Consider the following 19161-nt stretch of genomic DNA (forward strand, 5'->3'; position numbering starts at 1 on the left):
ATGACAACGCGGATCAAATTTTGCGGCGCGGCCGGAACGGTTACCGGATCCTGTTACAGATTGCAAGTCGCAGGGCGACAGTTCCTTGTGGATTGCGGTATGTTTCAGGGCACAAAGACCTTGAAGGAGCTAAATTACGGGCCTTTCCCCTTCGATCCGGCGGAGATTGATTTTGTTCTTCTCACCCATGCTCATATCGATCATAGCGGGGTTATTCCAAAATTGATCAAGGCTGGCTTCACAGGGCCAGTCTATACCACGGCTCAGACACGCGATCTTTTGAGTTATATGCTGCCCGACAGCGGTTATATTCAGGAGGTCGAGGTCGAGCGTCTCAACCGGCGCAACCAGCAGCGCGGCAAGGCGGCGGTTGAACCGATCTATACGCGCAAAGACGCCGAACAATCGATTGCGCAGATTCATCCTGTTGAGTTCGAAGAGTGGCTGCAACCCTGCGCCGAGGTAAAGGCAAAATTCTGGAATGCAGGTCATATTCTGGGGGCTGCTTCAATCGAGATAGAAATCACCGAGCGTGATGAAACGCTCCGACTATTGTTTTCTGGCGATATCGGTCCGGACAACAAGCTGTTTCATAGCGATCCTGAGGCTCCCGGCGGCTTCGACTATGTGGTTTGCGAATCTACTTATGGTGGGCGGTTCCGCGAGGATGCCACGTCGGAGGCGCGACGGGAAATCCTGTCGGCTGAAATTAACGAGGCCATGAAAGCGGGGGGCGCGCTGATTATTCCTTCCTTCGCCGTAGAACGGACACAGGAACTACTGCTCGATATCGACGACCTTCTTGATAATGGTCAAATCGCTTGCTCGGCGGTTTTTCTTGATTCACCCCTTGCCATCCGGGTCACATCAGTTTTTTCAAAGTATAAAAATGACCTTGAAGATGTCAAAAAGGGTGACCACCCCTTCTCGAACCCGAAGTTTCACTTCACCGAAACCGTTGAGGAAAGCAAATCCATCGCCCGATTTGATGGCGGCGTTATCATCGTGGCGGCGAGCGGGATGTGCGACGCGGGACGTGTTCGCCACCATCTTAAAAATCACTTATGGCGGCCTAAATCGACTGTTCTGCTGGTCGGGTATCAGGCGGCAGGTACGCTCGGCCGCTTGCTCCAGCAGGGGCTTAAGAAAGTCCGAATTCAAGGCGAGGAGATCAAGGTCCGCGCTCATATCCGATCCATAGATACTTATTCGGGCCATGCCGACGGCAATGGGCTTGTCGCGTGGGTAGAGGCGCGCAAACCCGTTCGTCAGGCTATCTTTCTCACTCATGGATCTCAGGAATCTCTTCAGGCAATGCAAGCCCAGTTGCTGGAAAAGGGATTTGAGGAGGGGAAGGTTATTACCCCTGCGCTTGACGAGGAATATGAGCTGCGTACTTCCGGTAAAACGGGTAGGTTGCGTGGTGTTAGCAAGCGTTTGGCGATGGATAGTGTCGACAAGCTTGATTGGCATAACGAGCTCGCCCAGCTGACACTTGATATTCGATCGGAACTGGAAAGTACACCAGATACCAAGCAGAAGTCTAAGTTGCTTTCAAGGTTACGCCGGGCTCTGAAGAAGTAGGGCTCGCCGGCAAGCTTGCAGATTTTGATCAGGATCAACGCGAGGAATTTATTATTCTGTAAAGTCGTAGCCTGTGCCTCTTAAGCCTACCCCAATCCAATTCTTTTGACATGAGGAGCGAGATATGACCGAGGAAAGCAAAGTTCATCCCTATATCGAATGGGCCAAAAACCGTCTTGACGAAATGGATGCGACCTTATCCACATTCGAGAATAAGGCTGGGGAACTCGGCGATGACGTCAGTGGCAAAGCGAAGGCGGTGCTTTCTGATATGGAGGCTCAGCGTGACTCCTTTAAAGATTACCTCGACAAGAATATGCAAAGTGCTGAGAGCGTCTGGGAAGAGCAATCAGAAAAATTGAAAAAGGACTGGAAAGCCTTTGAGGAAGATGTCGAAACTTATGTGAAAACCACTAAGGATAACGCAGAGCAATATGAGGCAGCATTCAAGGCGAGGGCAGATGTACAAATGAAAGCTTGGCAGTCTGCGTTGAGTGACGCATTTAAGGCAGCAGCCAAGTTTCCAAATGAGCGAAAAGCGGATCTTGAGGATGCGGTCAGGCAAATGAAAAGTGACGCAGAGGATGCGGAAGCGCGGCTTGAGGCTATGAAAAAGGCGGGGCAGGAGTCTTGGTCCGCGTTAGATTCGGCATTGTCGGATTCCCGAAAGGCGTTCGACAAGGCGACCGAGGACATGCAGAAGGCGTTTAAGCGGGCTTTGAAGTAGGGCAGTGCGTGGGTGAAATGATGAAAACTCCCGCGCAAGCAAATGAGAAGGGCCAAATTGTCGCCATTCGCGGTGGCATCGTCGATATTCAGTTTTCCGGCAAGATACCAAGGATCCATGATCTGCTGAAAGCCGGGGAAGTTTCCATCGAAGTCGCGGACCTTGCCGAGCAGGGGGTGGTGAGGGGTATTGCACTTGCGCCGACGCATGGTCTTGGCCTTGGGATGGAAGTGGTTGCGACCGGCTCTCCAATTCTTGTTCCTGTTGGGGATGCAGTCCGCGGGCGGATGTTGAATGTCTTTGGCGAACCGGTAGATGGCAAGGAGCCCGTTGAGGCGAGCCAGAGAGTATCCATCCATAGTCCGCCGCCAAATTTGACGGATAGGGTCGTGCGCGCAGAGGTTTTGCAGACCGGGATCAAGGCGATCGATCTGCTCTGCCCGATTGAGCGCGGCGGAAAAACAGGTCTCTTCGGTGGCGCGGGTGTTGGTAAAACCGTCCTGATCACGGAGCTTATTCATAATACGGTTAGTATTCATAAGGGTGTCAGCTTGTTCTGCGGCATTGGTGAGCGATCCCGCGAGGCGGAGGAGCTTTACCGCGAAATAGACCGGGCAGGTGTGCTGGATCAAACAGCAATGCTGTTCGGACAGATGAATGAGCCGCCGGGTGTTCGCTTTCTGATTGGGAAGACAGCGCTTACTATGGCTGAATATTTTCGCGATGAGAAGCATCAGGACGTATTGCTGCTAATCGATAATATCTTCCGCTTCGTTCAGGCTGGGTCTGAAGTCTCGGGGCTTCTGGGCCGTATGCCATCCCGTGTTGGTTACCAGCCGACGTTGGCGACAGAACTTGCGGAACTCGAAGAACGGATCGCCTCTACTAAATCGGGGGCAATCACATCCATCCAAGCGGTTTATGTCCCGGCTGATGATTTTACCGACCCTGCCGCCGCACATATTTTCTCGCACCTTTCTGCCTCGGTAGTGTTGTCGAGAAAAAGGGCGAGTGAAGGGCTTTATCCCGCAATTGACCCACTCGCGTCGACATCCACCATGCTTTCCGCGAATACCGTTGGGCAGCGTCATTATGACATCGCGCGGGCGGTGCGACGGACCCTGGCCGATTATGAAGATTTACGCGATATCATCGCTATGCTCGGGCTTGAGGAACTTTCAAGTGCGGATCGCATGACTGTCGCTCGCGCACGGCGGTTGGAACGATTTTTAACTCAGCCGTTTTATACGACTGAGGCTTTTTCAGACCAGAAGGGGCGGCGTGTCTCTCTTGAGGAAACCTTGGATGGGTGTGAGGCGCTGCTTGGTGAGACGGAATTCTCTCATTCGGAGCAGGATTATTACATGATCGGCGCGTTAAGTGAATTGAGGAAAGCCTCATGACCGACTCGGCCAGCATGAGCATCACGCTACGCCTTCCAGCGCGAGTGTTCTATGAGGGCGCCGCCTGCAAACTTTCTGCAAGGTCGGAGAACGGAGCATTCGGTATACTGCCCGATCATATAGATTTTGCGACGGCTCTGGTTCCCTCCGTCCTCATGCTGACCGCTCTGGATGGAGAGGAGCTGGTTTTCGGAGTTGATGAAGGAATTATGGTCAAGCGAGGTCGGCAGGTGGATATCTGCGTGCGGCGTGCTGCGCGGGGGACGTCGCTTAGTAATCTCGAGATGATCGTTCGCGACGAATTCATTGATCTTGACGATATGGAACGAACGGCGCGATCGGCGTTATCGCGGCTGGAAGCGGATATGGTGCGTCGGTTCATGGAACTCCGGGAGCAGCGTCAATGACCGAAGCACCGAAAAAGCCTGACAAGGTGGTGAAGGATATTGGACGTCGGGCCCAGCGGATAGAGGAGTCTCGGAACGCACCACCGTCTAGCCCGTTACGCGGTCTTGGGGTGTTTGGGATGATCGGCTGGTCCGTTGCCGTTCCGACGGTCGGTGGGGCCTTCCTTGGCGTTTGGCTTGATCGCGTCGCACCGCAAAACTTTTCCTGGACAATCGCCCTGATTATTGCCGGCGCAATTGTCGGGATGGGGATAGCCTGGCGCTGGGCAATCCGTGAAGGGGGCGAGGAATGAGTAGGAATAAGCTGGACATAAGAGAGAAAGGATGACGATGGACGTGATCGATTTAGCTGTTGGTGCGGCCTTTGGCATTGTTGCCGGTATTCTCTTTTTTGCCGGTCTCGGACTGGGCGTCCGAATAGCACTTAAGGGCGGGAGGCCGGGACAGATCCTTCTTATGAGTACCGCGCTCCGGATTTCACTGTTGTTACTGAGCGGCTGGGCCGTGGCGCAGTGGGGACTTTGGAGCGCAGTCGGTTTTGGTGTGGCGTTTTTGGTTGCGCGCTATGCCATCGTCACCTGGGTCCGTGCGCCGATCGGACGGGAGGGGTAGCGATGGAACTCACACCTGATGCTCATGTGGTTTTTACGGCTTTTCGCATTCCCATTAACGCGACCATTTTTAATACCTGGATCGTGATGGCGGTGTTGACAGTTGTCTCGATGATTGTGACCTGGCGGCTGCGGCCCGATGCGCCACCAACCCGCTGGCGCACCGCGCTTGAAGTGATTGTTCAGGGCATTGAAAAGCAAATAAACGAGATCACCCGCCGGCCGACTGGACGCCTGATCTATTTCGTTGGCACGCTTTTCCTGTTTATCGCTGTGTCCAATCTGCTTCTGGTCGTACCGGGGTTCGAACCGCCGACGGCATCCCTCTCTACTACCGTCGCGCTTGCCTTTTCGGTGTTTATTGCGGTGCCCATATTCGGCATTGCGCGTCAGGGCATCAGGACGTATCTCAAGCGCTATATAGAACCTTCTTTCGTCATGCTGCCATTTAATATTATCGGCGAATTTTCGCGGGCGCTGGCACTTGCCGTCCGTCTTTATGGCAACATCATGAGTGGCGCGGTTATCGCGGTTATTCTGCTCAGTGTTGCGCCGTTCTTTTTCCCGGTGGTGATGGATATGCTGGCGCTGCTCACCGGCTTGATCCAAGCTTATATTTTTGCCGTGCTCGCCACGGTCTACATTGCCGCCACGACAGAAGGTGACGGAAAAATGACTTCCACAAAGGAGGAATGAATGACTGAACTAGGTTTTATTGCAGCGGTCTCGATTTTTACTGCGGGACTGACTGTTTCCTTCGGCGCCCTCGGGCCAGCTCTCGGTGAAGCTCGTGCGGCAGCGCAGGCGCTTGCCTCCATTGCCCAGCAACCGGACGCGGCGGGTACTCTGTCACGAACGCTTTTCGTCAGTCTCGCGATGATTGAATCGACAGCCATCTATTGTTTTGTTGTGGCGATGATCCTGATTTTTGCCAATCCCTTCTGGAACGCAGCGCTAGCCGCCGCCAAAGTTGCAGGCAGCTAGTCCATGTCAATCGATTGGGTCACGATTGCGGCGCAGCTTGCCAATTTCCTCATTCTGGTCTGGCTGCTCAAGCGCTTCCTCTATCGGCCGATCCTTGATGGGATCGATGCACGAGAGGCGGAAATCTCGCAACGCGTTGCTGAGGCAAAAGCCGCGACAGAAAAGGCTCATTCGGTAGAAGCCGAACATCGATCTGAGTTTGAAATGCTCCATGCTCAAAAATCCGAGTTCCTTGAAGTCGCCCGCACACAAGCAGCAGAGGAACGGGAGAAGCTCGAAGCCGAGACACAGGGTCTTATCGAGGTGGATCGAGCGAACTGGCAGGCGGAAATGACTAAGATGAGAGCCGACTATGCAGCTGATCTCAAGGCGGCTGGCGCGGGTGCCATCCTGTCGCTGACCCGGAAGGTCCTTAATGATCTCGCAAACGCCGAACTGGAGGACTACATTGTCGCGCATCTTGAAGGCAAGCTGCCCGAGCTTGGGCAGGAACTTCAGGCATCCTCGGGGACGAGCGAAAAAGCTGTTGTCCTGACCAGATTCAAACTGTCGGAAAAATCCCGCACCCGGTTTACGAAAAGCTTTCACAAGCTGGTTGCGGGCGTGCCGCTGAAGTTCGAGACGGACGGGGATCAATCACTTGGTGTCATTTTACAACTTGGTGGCGCGCGGATCGGCTGGACGATTGAGAGTTATATCGACGGGCTTGAGGGGATGCTGGAAGAACGTCTGGCGACACAAACGATACATCGAAAAGGTGGATCATGAAACTCCCCAGCAACAATGGTCTGGCCGGTTCGGATGCGCTCGCTCTTATCGAAGAACTGATATCCGGTCCCGCACCACAGCCTACCGTCAATGAAATTGGCAAGGTATCGGAGGTTAGCGCCGGGATTGTCATGGTATCCGGCCTTGGTCGGGCGCTTTCGGACGAACTTGTAGTTTTTGCGTCTGGCGTGAAGGGCATTGTTTTTGATCTTGAACCGACGCGGCTAGGGGTGATCCTTTTGGGGCCTTCAGATAATGTTGCAGTCGGTGATGATGTGCGCCGGACGGGCAAGGTGGTGAGTGTGCCAGTGGGCGAGAAGCTGCTGGGCCGGGTTGTGGATGCGATGGGAAAGCCGTTGGATGATCTGGGGCCAATAAAGGGCGTGCAGTTGCGACCGGTGGAAGCGGACGCCCCGGCAATCCTTTCCCGCGTTGAAATTACGCGCCCTCTGTCGACCGGTCTAAAGGCGATTGATGCGGCGGTACCGATCGGCCGGGGACAGCGTGAACTGATTATCGGTGATCGGCAGACCGGTAAAACTTCAATCGCCGTCGATGCCATTCTCAATCAGGTGACGACCGGTGTGATCTGTATCTATTGCGCCATTGGCCAACGCGGCGATGCCGTGGCGCGAGTCATTGGCGCGCTTAAAGACAGCGCGATGATGGAAAATACCATTGTCATGGTGACAAGTGGTGAGGAAACGCCGGGGCTGAGCTATATTGCGCCTTATGCAGCGACGACAATGGCTGAGTATTTTTCTGATCAGGGACGCGATGTTCTGGTTATTTATGATGACCTTACGCGCCATGCGCAGTCATACCGGGAACTTTCTCTGCTGTTGCGTCGGCCGCCGGGACGGGAGGCCTACCCCGGCGATATTTTCTATGTTCATGCCCGCCTCCTAGAGCGGGCCGGACAGTTTTCCGCGTCGCATGGCGGGGGATCGTTAACGGCACTTCCCGTCATAGAGACACAGGCTGGCAATCTTTCCGCCTATATTCCAACTAACCTGATTTCCATCACCGATGGTCAGGTCTATCTATCGCCTCATCTGGTTCGGAAGAACCAGTTTCCCGCCGTTGATCTCGGGAAATCCGTTTCCCGCGTTGGCGGTAAAGCGCAGAGCCCGGCATTTCGGGAGGTCGCCGGGAATATTCGTGTGACTCTATCGCAGTTCGAGGAACTGGAAAGCTTCGCCCGCTTTGGCACCCGGTTGGATGAGGAGACGAAGAAACGCCTGATGCGGGGAAGCGCGGTTCGCGGGGCCCTCCGACAGCCCGAACGTGATCCGATCCCTGCACCTGAACAGTTGACGATCCTGCTGGCGGCAATGAACGGTCTGCTTGATGGCATTGCCGAAAATGAAATGGCAGCGGCGATGACAGCGTTGCGCGAGACGGCGCGGACCCGGCTTGGCCTAGTTGCCGATAGGATCATGGCACTTGAAAAGCTTGAAAAAGAAGACAAGCAAACCATCCTTGACTTCGCACGGGACGCGCTTGCCGAATTTGAAAAAGGGGAGGGTGATGGCACAGACCCTTGAAACGCTAAACCATCGCATGTCAACCTTGCAAAGCATCCGCAGTATCGTGCGGACGATGAAGACGCTCTCTGCCGTGAACGCTGCTCCTTATGATCGCGCGGCGGCCTCAATCAAGTCCTATCATGAGACCGTTCTGCAAGGATTGCAGGTTTTTGCGATGTCTGCGCGGCTCCCTGATATAAGCGTGGATGTGGATCGCCGTGCGCCGAGAATTGCTCTGGTTTTCGGCTCGGACCACGGTCTTTGCGGCGGATATAACGAGACCGTTGCCGCCGCAGCCAAGGCGCATGTGGGCGCAAATAGTTGGCATATTCTTGCTGTTGGGGCACAAATGGAGGATGCGTTGTGCGGCCTTGGACTTGACGTTTCGAACCGCTTTACACCGCCAGCCTCGCCCGATGGTATCGGTCGGCTTGCGGGCGAGATTTTGGTAGCTTTAGATGAGTATCGCGCGCAGATTCAGATGAGCGAGATTGCCTTGACGTTGATCTATATGCAGCGGAGCGGCCACATTCTTCAGGCACCGAAGACGCAAGAGTTACTGCCGCTCTCTTCCACATTCCTGACGGACCTTGCAAAACGGCCATGGGAATCCCGCTCCTTACCAATCCTGATGATGGATGATGCTGCAATTTTTACGGCACTGATCCGAAATCACCTTTTCGCCAGCCTGTTTCGCGCTGCCGCCGAGGCCATTGCAACGGAAAATGCTGCTAGGCTTTCCCTCATGCAGCAAGCAGAACGGGCTATTGATGACCGCCATGAGGAAATGCTTCAGGCTGTCCGGTCCGCACGCCAGTCAGAGATTACCAATGAGCTTCTCGATGTAATCACGGGATTTGAAGCATTAAAAAAGAAAAATTCAAAAGACAAAGATTCGGGCGGCAAGTTACCGCCGTTCAGCTAATTCTTGCGTCGGAAAAGCTAACGCCGCGTTTTTAGATGACAAAATCCACACCAACCTTCATCTCGCAGAGGCGAGTGTTGCCCTGAAACGAGCTAGGCCGAAAGCGAAGAAGGCTACCCCAATCACTGTAGTTGCCAGCAGTTGAGGCCAAACAATCTCAATCCCCGCGCCACGATATAGAACGGCCTGCGCGAACTTGATGAAATGCGTGGAAGGCAATACCTGTACTGTGTTTTGCAGTGCCTCTGGCATGCTTTCTAACGGTGTGATACCTCCCGATAACAGGTTCATTACAACGAAAACCGGGATAGAAAGTAACCCAAACTGTGGCATCGTTGTCGCTAGCGTCGAAAGCGTAATACCCATTGCGGTTACGGCAAAAAGATATACGGCGGAACCAAGCGCAAAGAGCGCAATCGAACCGACGATAGGTATCCCGAGTAGCCCCTGTACGACAAAATGCAGCGAGAGCACCGCCGCAAGTACAATCACCAACCCATTTGCCCAGATTTTGGCCAACATGATTTCGCTGGAGGTAACCGGCATCACCAGCAGATGCTCGAGGGTTCCGTGCTCACGCTCGCGGATTACGGCGGCGCCGCTCAGGATAATTGCGAGGATTGTGAGGTTGTTGATGATCTGCATCACAGCCATGAACCAAGTGGAATCGAGGTTTGGGTTGTATTTAGCTCGCACCCGTAAATCGACTGGTAAAACCACAGCGCCACTGGATCTACTAACAAATTTCAGCAGTTCGGCATTGACGATGCTGGAAATGTAAGTTGCCCCGTTACCGGCAATCGTCATCGCGGTCGCATCGACGTTCAACTGGATTTCAGGAATGCGTCCTGATAACACGTCTGACTCAAAATCAGGGGGGATATCCAGCACAAAAGTGTATCGGCCCGCGTCCATGCCCGGATCGACCGCGCTTAAATCAATCACCTCCGGCGTTTTAAAGTACGGGGGCAGAAACGCTCCGGTGATCTGTCCCGACAGTTCCGACCGATCCTCATCTACAACAGCGATGGACGCATTGTGCAGCTCGGTCTGTACTCCGTGGGCGACGGTGTAGATCGCAAATGTGAAGGTGTAAAAGATCAGGCCCATCAGCACCGGGTCGCGCAGAAGGCTGAATAATTCCTTTACGCCCAGGCGGTATATGTTGGTAATCCAGCGCATGGCTCAGGCCTCCTGCTTACGCAAGAATACAGTTGCGGTCGCCAAGAAGAGGATACAAAATCCGGCAAGGATCAGATGATTGGGAAGCAATATCGCGAAATCGAGACCTTTGTTGAAGACTCCCGCGCTAATCTGCTGAAAATAAAGTGCAGGGAAAGCCTGACCGATGAACCGCGCGCCGCCTTCGAGGGTGGAGACCGGATACATCATGCCCGAAAAATTGACGGTTGGGATCATGACAATAATCGCTGTCGCAAAAATCGCAGCGATTTGGGAGCGAACAAATGTCGATACGACGAGGCCAAATGCCGTGGCAGCTGCCGTGAACAATAGCGCCCCGACGACCAATGCCAGAAAGCTGCCCGGCATTCCAATACCAAACACTGTAAGCATCAGGACAACAAGGCTAACGAAGCTAACCATTGCAACGCCAATATAGGGTAGTTGCTTTCCGAGCAGGAACTCGATTTTATGAACTGGGGCTGCATAAAGATTGACGATTGAGCCCATTTCCTTTTCACGCACTACGCCGAGTGCTGTAAGCATGGCCGGGATCATGATTAACAGCATCATTAGCACGCCGGGCGGTATCGCATATTGCGAACGGAATGCCTGATTGTAGCGGAAGCGGGGTTCAACAGTCGCAGGGTAGTAGCTTGGTATCTCACCGTATTCCCGCATTGATATATCACCTAAGTGCGAATACAGCGCACCCTGTAGATATCCGCGTCCTGTTTCTGCACGCGTCGTATTCGACCCGTCCAGCCACGCACCAATTTCTGGTGTTCGGCCCGCCAAGAGGTCTCGGCCGTAGTTGGGGGGGATGACTATCGCAAGCGAGATATCACCGGCTTTCATGCGGCGATCCAGTTCGGCGAAATCCTTTATCGGGGGTCGTTCATCAAAATAGCGCGAACTCGAAATTGAATCGAGCAGCATCCGGCTTTCACGGGACTGGTCTTGATCTAATGTTGAATAGGACAAGTTCTCGACATCAAAAGTGATGCCGTATCCCATAGCTAGCATTAGGGCGATCGGGCCAAGCAGCGCGAAAACCAGCCGAATTGGATCGCGCAGAATTTCCATGGTCTCGCGCCGAGCGAATGCCCAGATACGGGAAGGGGACACCCATCCGATTTTGGCGGCGCGCTGACCGGTCGTCGTGGGAAGGTCAAGTTCTTCATTGGGTGTATTATCCTCGGCGCCAGCCTCCTTTAAATAAGCAATAAATGCTTCTTCGAGTGTCGCGGCATCGCGCTGCTGACGCAATGCATCGGGAGTACCCTGAGCCAGAACTTTACCCGCGTGCATCAGCGAGATGCGGTCGCACCGCTCGGCTTCGTTCATGAAATGGGTGGAGATGAAAATCGTCACACCGTCCTTGCGTGATAACTCGATCAACAAAGCCCAAAATGCATCACGAGCTATTGGATCAACGCCGGAAGTTGGTTCATCAAGGATCAGTAACTCGGGCTTATGCAGAACCGCCACAGCCAATTGGAGGCGCTGGCGCACGCCTAGTGGAAGACTTTCAGGCATAGCATCCGCCACGTCGCTTAGATCAAATCGTGTAATCAGTTCGTCGACACGCACATCGCGGCTTGCGCGGGGTAAGTGGAACAAATCGGCGTGCAGTGCCAGATTACGTCGTACCGATAATTCCGAATAAAGAGAAAAAGATTGCGACATGTACCCAACGCGCCGTCGTGTCGCTAAGCCATCGGTGCCGACGGGTTTGCCGAAGAGCTTTGCATCGCCTTCGGTCGCCGTCAAAAGTCCGGTCAAGATCTTCATGGTCGTGGTCTTACCGCAGCCGTTTGACCCGAGAAAGCCAAAAATCTCGCCTGGCTCAATGCGGAAACTGACTTGGTCGACCGCAGTAAAGTCGCCAAAACGCATAGTCAAACCGTCGGCCTCAATAGCAAGTGGGCCATCCTGAGCTTTACGCGAAGGCAGCGTAATAGTTTGATGATCCTGCCTATCTTCTTCAGGCAATAGCGCGATAAACGCTGATTCAAGTGTATCGGTGCCAGCCTGTGACATCAATTCTTCTGGCGTTCCGATAGCGAGGATGTGGCCTGCATTCATGGCAATCAGGTGTTCGAACCTCTCGGCCTCCGACATATAGGCCGTTGCGGTAATGACGCTCATGCCGGGACGCCGCGCGCGAATGCGGTCGATTAGTTGCCAGAACTGTTGGCGTGATAGAGGATCGACACCGGTTGTCGGTTCATCGAGGATCAGTAAATCGGGATCGTGGATAAGTGCGCAACAAAGCGAAAGCTTTTGCTTCATTCCTCCGGAAAGCTTGCCTGCCGGGCGATCCATGAAGGGCGCAAGTCCCGTGCTCCTCAGCAGATCAGTGATGCGTGTGGCGCGCTCCTGAGCCGACTGGCCGTAAAGACGACCAAAAAAATCTATATTTTCAATGACTGAAAGTGTCGGATAGAGGTTTCGCCCGAGTCCTTGCGGCATGTAAGCGATGCGTCTGCAAACCCCATCACGATGCTCCCGGTCACTCATCGAGCCGTCGAGCACTTCTACCGTACCGTTTTGTAGTCGACGCACGCCCGCAATCAGTCCCAGAAATGTGGACTTTCCGACACCGTCAGGTCCAATTAAGCCAACCATTTGGCCCATGGGGATTGCAACCGACACATCCTCAAGCGCTGCGGTCGCCCCGTAGCGGTGGGTTACGCTGGTGAGGGTGGCGACCATGTCGGAAGCCGATTTAGTCATGGCAGTTTAACTGTCAGCATTTCCGGCCATTCCGCGTCTGGAGAAACGCGGACAATGGCAAATCCGGGAACGCCAGTTTTCACTACCTCTTGATATTTCTCGAGAACTTCTGCCGGTATTTGCAATTTGACGCGAAATGTCAACTTCGCGCGTTCGCTTTCGGTTTCAACATACTTTGGAGTGAACTGCGCCTCGGAGGCGACGAATTCAACAGATGCCGGGATCACATATTGTGGTGCGGCATCAAGGATCAGTCGTGCTTCGGCCCCAAAGCGGAGCCGGCCCGCATCATCAGTGGGTAGATAAACATCCATATAGACATCTGTCAGATCAAGCAGGGTGATTACTTTCCCGCCCGCCGCGAGAACCTCGCCGGGCTGGGCTAAGCGATATTGCACACGGCCGTTTCTAGGGGCGGTCAAAGTATAGTCAGCGAGATTTGCCTTCAGGGCTGCGACTTTCGCCTCCGATGCTTCTATTGCTGCCTTGGCAGAGGCAATTTGAGCATGCGCGGTATTTAGTGCCGCAACCGCGGTGATCTCTTGTGAACGTCTCTGATCCAACGTCTGTCCGGTTGCATATCCGCGCGATATCAGGGTCTCTGTGCGCTTTAACTCAGCTTGGGCAAGGGTCACTTCGCCCTCACGCTGAGCGACCAAAGCCTTTGCCTGCGCTAGCTCCTGTTCGGCCTGACGAGTAGCCGCTTCGGCGGCACGGATTTCTGCTTCTAGCTCAGTGGAGTCAATGCGAGCGACAACATCACCGGACGCAACCATTTGCCCTTCGTCAGCCAAAACTTCAGCAATCCGTCCACCAAATTTGAGAGCAACGTCTACTCGCTCCGCCTCGATTCGCCCATTGGCGCGGACGAACCCATCAGGTAGATCGCTTTGCTGTTGTTGCCACCAGTAATAACCCCCAGCCGCAACGGCAACAACCATGACACCGATCGTCAGGATGGTTTTTAATTTCATTTCATGCCGCTCCCTTAGAGAGTAGGATTTAGTCTGGCCTAACAAACCGGATATGCCAAAGCCCCGAACCGAATGATAACATAGGCTGAGTGTACTGGCTCAACATTGATTGTGGTCAAAGGTATTTAGCAGAAAAGGGCGGAAAATTCAGTGGTCATTCATACAACGGCACTTGCATCTCGGTAAGCTCGCCGCTTAAAATCAATAGATAAATTTTAGCCAAGATTCACTGCACCTAAATAAGCCTTACTAATAAATAATCTGGAGATGGACACTCGCATTTCAGGAGGTGTTCATAGATGAAAATTTCAGTATTCCCTGAAATGCCCCAAGACTGGAAAGGAAGCAAAAATGCCGGTTAGCGACTATCAGATGATTACAGCTTGGACTGAAGTTCTGAAACTTTCAGAGCTGCAGAAAGGCCAAATAGTTACCATTCTGACGTCGATTAATACGCATCCACAAACTCTTTCAACGGCGACAATCGCGGTTCAGTCTTTTGGGGCGATCGTTAGCAGGATTGATTTGCCCCCCGTGAATGGGGAAAAAGCGTTAAGCCGCGATCCGCTTGCTTATTTGGGCACGACTCCATTGACTGGTAACACTGCGGTAATTGAGGCCCTCAAGCAAAGCGACATTGTACTGGACTTGATGACATTGTTGTTCTCGCCTGAACAAATGGAAATTCTTGAAACAGGAACAAAGATCCTCCTTGCGGTGGAGCCACCGGAAGTTTTGGCGCGTATGATACCGACAGTTGAAGATAAAACTCGTGTCCTGAAAGCAAAGAAAGTATTTGAACAAGCCCGTGTCATGAAAGTGACCTCTCCCGCTGGAACCGATCTTACCTGCCAATTAGGGGAGTTTCCGGTGATAGGAGAATATGGCTTCGTAGACGAGCCATGGGCGATGGGATCATTGGCCAAGTGGGTTTCTTTTCAGCTTTCCCAATGAAGGCGGCAGTGAAGGGCGGATCATTATCGATAAAGGTGACATTCTGTTGCCGCAGAAATCTTACCTTCAAGAATCAATTATTGTTGAAATGTCGAACGGTTACGCTGTCGATATCAGTGGCGGTTGGGAAGCGGAGTTATTGTCAGAATATATGGACTCGTTTAAAGATCCGGAAGCCTATGCGATGTCGCATATAGGCTGGGGACTGCAACCTAGGGCAAAGAGATCGACACTGGGTTTATATGACCGCGAAGCGACGATTGGTATGGATGCGCGGGCTTACGAAGGTAATTTTCTCTTTTCTCTGGGTCCAAATAACGAGGCGGGAGGCTCGCGCACAACGGCCTGTCATATGGATATCCCGCTCCGAAATTGCACAGTATCACTTGACGGTGTCGAAGTTGTCCGTGACGGCAAAGTGCTTGATGAGGCCTTTCAATAATAAATCAGAACGTGCCACGTCTTGTGACGAGTAAAAGGCTTTGAATAAAATGGATGTAGCTGATTTATCTTAACTACAAAGTTAGTATGACGATGTCCTGCCTAGGGTGTTTTTGTGCCATTCACTGCTGATGTGCGTGAGTGATAATCCGGTGTACCCGTCATCATCCAAAAGCGCTAAAACACGGGGCGGTGTAAGGGGCAATTCAGAAACCGCTTTACCTGTTGCATTGGCAACAGCACAGGCAATTGATGCGCCGACGTTCAGGATCGGAACTTCGCCCGCGCCTTTAGTGCCCAATGGTCCGCAAGAGGGGGCTCCCTCAAATAGTTCAAAATCTATGGGCAGAACATCACCGGCGAGTGGAAGCCTGTAGGTTTCGAAACCAGTTTGATCAAACGCGCCATCGGCATTTATGGTAATTTCCTCTTGAAGGGCATAGCCCAATCCTTGGACAATACCTCCTTGTATCTGGCCGTGGATGGCGCGTGGATTCAAGGCGCGTCCCACATCCTGAATGATGCGGTACGACAGTACTTCGACGTGACCTGTATCCGGATCAACGGCGACTTCACAATCATGTACGGCAAAAACAGGAATATCTATTGCCTCGATAAAGTGACCTGAGGCGCAACCGGGCATCGCCTTTACTCCGGGATTGGTGAAAGCGCCGCTTCCAGAAATGGGGCCAAAATCAAGCTCTGCTTGCTGGGCAACGGTTTGAATGGTCGCGCCGGATCCAGGGCGGTCCTTAATTTCTATCCGTCCGTTTTTCAGGACCAAATCTTCGGCCTTGGTTTGTAACATTTGGCTGGCGACTGAAAGCAGTTTTTCTCTCACTTCTTCGCAGGCGGCCATGCTCGCGGCACCAATTGACACTGTTGTGCGACCGCCACCGACGCCCAAATCGCGGCCGGAAGCATCGGTGTCTGCTGTTTTCACGATCACATCGCTTGGATGGAGACCAAGACTGGCCGCAACCATCTGCGGCAGTGACTGCATCATGGTACCGGAGCCGATCTCGACGCCTGATGTCACAAGGGTCGCGCTGCCATCGGCATTCAAATTCACCGTAGCCGCCGATGGTCCAACAAAGATAAACCAAGTGCCGACTGTTGTCGCGCGTCCAAATAGCCGACCATCGGGAAGAACTTCTTGTGTATCACCGATGGGATATTTTTCGAGAAGTTGTTCAAGCATTGGCCGGAGAACATCTCCCTCGAACACCTGACCCGTAGCGCCAATATCGCCATTGCCAATAACGTTACGACGGCGAAATTCAATCTGGTTCATGCCAATTGCGCTGCAAATTTCATCCGTATGACGTTCAAGCGCGAAGGTGTTGTAGACGCCATTACAGGCGCGAAACGCACCGTTAGGCGGGGTATTGGTGTAGATAGCGCGACTTGAGATGCGCACCGAACCAAGCTTGTAATTGCCCCCAAGTGTGTGTGCCGTCATGCTTGTAAGAAATACCTGCTCTCCGCCATAGGCGCCACAATCCATCAGAACTGTTGCTTCACGACCGACAATTTCACCTTCTTTGGTAACTGCCGAACGAAGGCGGATTTCCGCATTTTCACGGCAAAGGCAGGTCATTTGCTCCTCCCGCCGTGAGTTATAGAGCGAGACACTCCGACCCGATTTCTTGGCCAGTATGGCGGCATAGGGTTCTAAAGAACAATCGAATTTCAGGCCAAAACCGCCACCGACGGCAGGTACAGTAACCTGTATTTGCGCCTCCGGGATGCCCAAGACCTTCGCCGTGACATGCCGGACAGTCCATGGCACTTGTGTCGATGTTTGAATATGATAACGACCGTCCTCAAATGAGGCGACCACTGCGCGGGGTTCAAACGGTACGTGGCTTTGCCGGCCAACCCGGTAGCATCCTTCAACTATTGTGACATCGTCACGAGAGAACGCAGCATTTGTGTCGCCACGTTGAACGGTCGCTTCCCAGGCGACGTTTCCTCCTCGAGCGGCGCCATCAAAAAGGATTTCGTAATTTTCCCAATCTGGATGAACAAGCGGTGCGTCTATACTCAGCGCATCTTCCATGGTTAGGACAGCGTCGTCTTTTTCAAACGTCACTTTTATTGCCGCGATTGCTGCTTCAGCCTGTGCCCTCGTTAAGGCCGCCACAGCTGCTATTGGCTCACCATGATATCGGATAACATCACGGGCAAAAATGGGGTGGTCAGAAATACCAATGCCGTGAAGACCCGAAGCATCCAAGTGGGTCGCGATCGCTTTTACGCCGGGCATTTTTTTTGCCTCTGACGTATCAATGCTGATCAAGCGTGCGCTTGGGACCTCAGCACGTAATAACGCTGCATGAAGAACGTCTGAGTTTTCCATGTCCACTGTATATTTGGTGCGGCCCCGCAATTTATCTTGTGAGTCACGACGCGGAAAGTTCATGACAGCGCTATTCGAATTGAATTTGCCGCTCATGACGTGACCTTTTCTGATTTTTGTGAGGAAACTTGTTCTAGCCCCTGTACCGACATCAGGGCATCAATAATGCGTTCATAGCCCGTACATCGACAGATATTTCCAGTCATTGCAGACTTCACTTCATCACGTTCGGGGTTTGGGTTTTCTTTTAGGAATGCGGACAGGCTCATAACCATGCCGGGAAAACACATGCCGCATTGGACAACATCAAAGTCCTCAAAAGCCTGTTGGACAGCATTGAGTTCATCTAATGGCGCAATGCCTTCAATGGTGGTGACCTCAGCGCCGTCAAGAACCCCGATCGGTTGCAGACAAGCCATGATGGGTTTGCCATTGACGTGAACAGTGCAAGCGCCGCAAAAACCTTCGCCACAAACAGCCTTTGTTCCGGTCAGGCGGAAATGGTTGCGGAGTACGTCCAACAGGGAGGTACGCGGATCTCCCTCGTAAGTACTCGCGTCGCCATTAATAGCCAGATTGACGGTCATCGGGTACTCCTATCATATTCTGAGGCGACCTCTTTAAACGCTCTAGCAGCAAGAACGGGCAACATTCTTTTGCGGTACCAACCGGGGGCGTCTGTATCGTCGCGCGCATCGAACTCATCAACATAAGATTTCGCGAGAGCTTTCACGTCGGTAGCGGCAATGCGTGCGCCTAAAATGGCGCGTTCCAATCCAATCCATTGTTTTGGACGCGTTTCTACCGAGCCAACAACAATGCGTGCATAGTTTACTATGCCGGTAGGGTCGAAACCGGCACAAAGGCTGAGGTTGGCAACCGGATATTCTCCAGCCTTTCGCATCAACATTCGGCTATGTGAACTAAAGTGACCACAGCGAGGGATATGAATATTGGTGAGCAATTCATCGTGCGTTGACTGACGACCGGTTGCAACAAAATCGGCGAGTGGAATATTTCGTGATCCAGACAGACTCTTTAGTTTTACAGACGCATTCAGGGACAAAAGCATCGGCAGTAAATCGGCGGCCGGAAAAACGGTCGTACAGATATTTCCACCAATTGTCGCCATGCGACGAACTGCGGGGTTAGCGGATTTGTTTGCGGCCTGAAATAGCCCTGCAGGGTCTTGCATGCCAACTAATGCTTTGGATAAAGAATCATGTGTGACCATGCTACCCAAATTGATCGCATCTTCATTAATCTCAATCGTTTGTAGTTCTTCAATGCGGGAAAGAGAGACAAATACCTGATCCGTGGCTTCCTGGCGTGCTTTGGCGCGCATCAGCCAGGTACCACCAGCTAGTAGAACGGAATTTGGGCCTGCTGATTTAAGAACGGTAAGCGCTTCGTCAACACTATTTGCCAAAACAAGCGGGCTTGGAGGGATTTTGTCAGGTGTTGTTTGCATTTAGCGATGATTCCTAGCGATGCATTCCCATTAAAGGGCTGCGTTGCAAAATATCTCTCGTTAAAAGGCTATTAAATGTGACGCGGTATGGAAAATTCAA

The 19161-nt window shown here is 52.8% G+C and carries 17 protein-coding genes and 1 pseudogene; 12 read left to right on the plus strand and 6 right to left on the minus strand.

Annotation, left to right across the window (positions count from 1 at the left end; translation table 11 throughout):
* The 11 genes from AC0L73_RS14675 (at window position 1) to AC0L73_RS14725 (ending at window position 8938) form a co-directional block, all read left to right on the plus strand.
* Entirely contained in the window at window positions 1-1584 is a 1584-nt protein-coding gene (locus AC0L73_RS14675; protein ID WP_227950787.1) for an MBL fold metallo-hydrolase RNA specificity domain-containing protein, read from the plus strand.
* A gap of 124 nt (window positions 1585-1708) precedes the next feature.
* Window positions 1709-2311, plus strand: a complete 603-nt coding sequence (locus tag AC0L73_RS14680; protein ID WP_227950789.1) for a hypothetical protein — start codon at window positions 1709-1711, stop codon at window positions 2309-2311.
* 20 nt (window positions 2312-2331) lie between these two features.
* The gene (gene atpD, locus AC0L73_RS14685; protein ID WP_227951911.1) at window positions 2332-3714 is read left to right on the plus strand and encodes a F0F1 ATP synthase subunit beta; all 1383 of its coding nucleotides are present in this window, start codon (window positions 2332-2334) and stop codon (window positions 3712-3714) included.
* Window positions 3711-4121: an ATPase gene (locus AC0L73_RS14690; RefSeq protein WP_473654071.1), complete on the plus strand. Its 411-nt coding sequence runs from the start codon at window positions 3711-3713 to the stop codon at window positions 4119-4121. Before atpD ends, AC0L73_RS14690 begins: the two co-directional genes overlap by 4 nt.
* Entirely contained in the window at window positions 4118-4414 is a 297-nt protein-coding gene (locus tag AC0L73_RS14695; protein ID WP_473654072.1) for an AtpZ/AtpI family protein, read from the plus strand. The genes AC0L73_RS14690 and AC0L73_RS14695 overlap by 4 nt, the downstream gene beginning before the upstream one ends.
* A 31-nt stretch (window positions 4415-4445) precedes the next feature.
* Entirely contained in the window at window positions 4446-4733 is a 288-nt protein-coding gene (locus AC0L73_RS14700) for an N-ATPase subunit AtpR (RefSeq protein WP_473654073.1), read from the plus strand.
* 2 nt (window positions 4734-4735) lie between these two features.
* Window positions 4736-5428 (plus strand): F0F1 ATP synthase subunit A, encoded by a 693-nt coding sequence (locus tag AC0L73_RS14705; RefSeq protein WP_227950798.1) that lies wholly within the window; start codon window positions 4736-4738, stop codon window positions 5426-5428.
* Complete coding sequence (locus AC0L73_RS14710) at window positions 5429-5716, plus strand: F0F1 ATP synthase subunit C (protein WP_473654074.1); 288 nt, start codon at window positions 5429-5431, stop codon at window positions 5714-5716.
* A gap of 3 nt (window positions 5717-5719) precedes the next feature.
* Window positions 5720-6484 carry a F0F1 ATP synthase subunit B family protein gene (locus tag AC0L73_RS14715; RefSeq protein WP_473654075.1) on the plus strand — a complete coding sequence of 255 codons (765 nt, stop codon included), beginning with the start codon at window positions 5720-5722 and terminating at the stop codon, window positions 6482-6484.
* Window positions 6481-8031, plus strand: coding sequence for a F0F1 ATP synthase subunit alpha (locus AC0L73_RS14720; protein WP_473654076.1), 1551 nt, complete (start codon window positions 6481-6483; stop codon window positions 8029-8031). Before AC0L73_RS14715 ends, AC0L73_RS14720 begins: the two co-directional genes overlap by 4 nt.
* Window positions 8015-8938, plus strand: a complete 924-nt coding sequence (locus tag AC0L73_RS14725; protein WP_473654077.1) for a F0F1 ATP synthase subunit gamma — start codon at window positions 8015-8017, stop codon at window positions 8936-8938. Before AC0L73_RS14720 ends, AC0L73_RS14725 begins: the two co-directional genes overlap by 17 nt.
* A gap of 57 nt (window positions 8939-8995) precedes the next feature.
* Here the strand turns inward: AC0L73_RS14725 and AC0L73_RS14730 are convergent, their stop codons facing one another.
* From AC0L73_RS14730 to AC0L73_RS14740, 3 genes are read right to left on the minus strand one after another with little or no spacing between them, the layout of a single operon-like run.
* Window positions 8996-10120, minus strand: coding sequence for an ABC transporter permease (locus tag AC0L73_RS14730; RefSeq protein ID WP_473654078.1), 1125 nt, complete (start codon window positions 10118-10120; stop codon window positions 8996-8998).
* 3 nt (window positions 10121-10123) lie between these two features.
* Window positions 10124-12859: a ribosome-associated ATPase/putative transporter RbbA gene (rbbA, locus tag AC0L73_RS14735; RefSeq protein ID WP_473654079.1), complete on the minus strand. Its 2736-nt coding sequence runs from the start codon at window positions 12857-12859 to the stop codon at window positions 10124-10126.
* Window positions 12856-13833, minus strand: coding sequence for an HlyD family secretion protein (locus tag AC0L73_RS14740; RefSeq protein WP_473654080.1), 978 nt, complete (start codon window positions 13831-13833; stop codon window positions 12856-12858). The genes rbbA and AC0L73_RS14740 overlap by 4 nt, the downstream gene beginning before the upstream one ends.
* A gap of 351 nt (window positions 13834-14184) precedes the next feature.
* Here AC0L73_RS14740 and AC0L73_RS14745 point away from each other — a divergent pair.
* Window positions 14185-15229 (plus strand): annotated as a pseudogene (locus AC0L73_RS14745) (2,5-dihydroxypyridine 5,6-dioxygenase NicX family protein).
* 81 nt (window positions 15230-15310) lie between these two features.
* On the opposite strand, the gene AC0L73_RS14750 reads toward AC0L73_RS14745, so the two are convergent.
* The 3 genes from AC0L73_RS14750 to AC0L73_RS14760 are packed head-to-tail and all read right to left on the minus strand — an operon-like array spanning window position 15311 to window position 19061.
* Window positions 15311-17686 (minus strand): xanthine dehydrogenase family protein molybdopterin-binding subunit, encoded by a 2376-nt coding sequence (locus AC0L73_RS14750; RefSeq protein ID WP_473654081.1) that lies wholly within the window; start codon window positions 17684-17686, stop codon window positions 15311-15313.
* Window positions 17683-18177 carry a (2Fe-2S)-binding protein gene (locus AC0L73_RS14755; protein WP_227950819.1) on the minus strand — a complete coding sequence of 165 codons (495 nt, stop codon included), beginning with the start codon at window positions 18175-18177 and terminating at the stop codon, window positions 17683-17685. The genes AC0L73_RS14750 and AC0L73_RS14755 overlap by 4 nt, the downstream gene beginning before the upstream one ends.
* Window positions 18174-19061 (minus strand): FAD binding domain-containing protein, encoded by an 888-nt coding sequence (locus AC0L73_RS14760; protein WP_227950821.1) that lies wholly within the window; start codon window positions 19059-19061, stop codon window positions 18174-18176. Before AC0L73_RS14760 ends, AC0L73_RS14755 begins: the two co-directional genes overlap by 4 nt.
* Between the last annotated feature and the right edge of the window lie 100 nt (window positions 19062-19161).

The organism is Sneathiella sp. D3-11 (assembly GCF_055809395.1).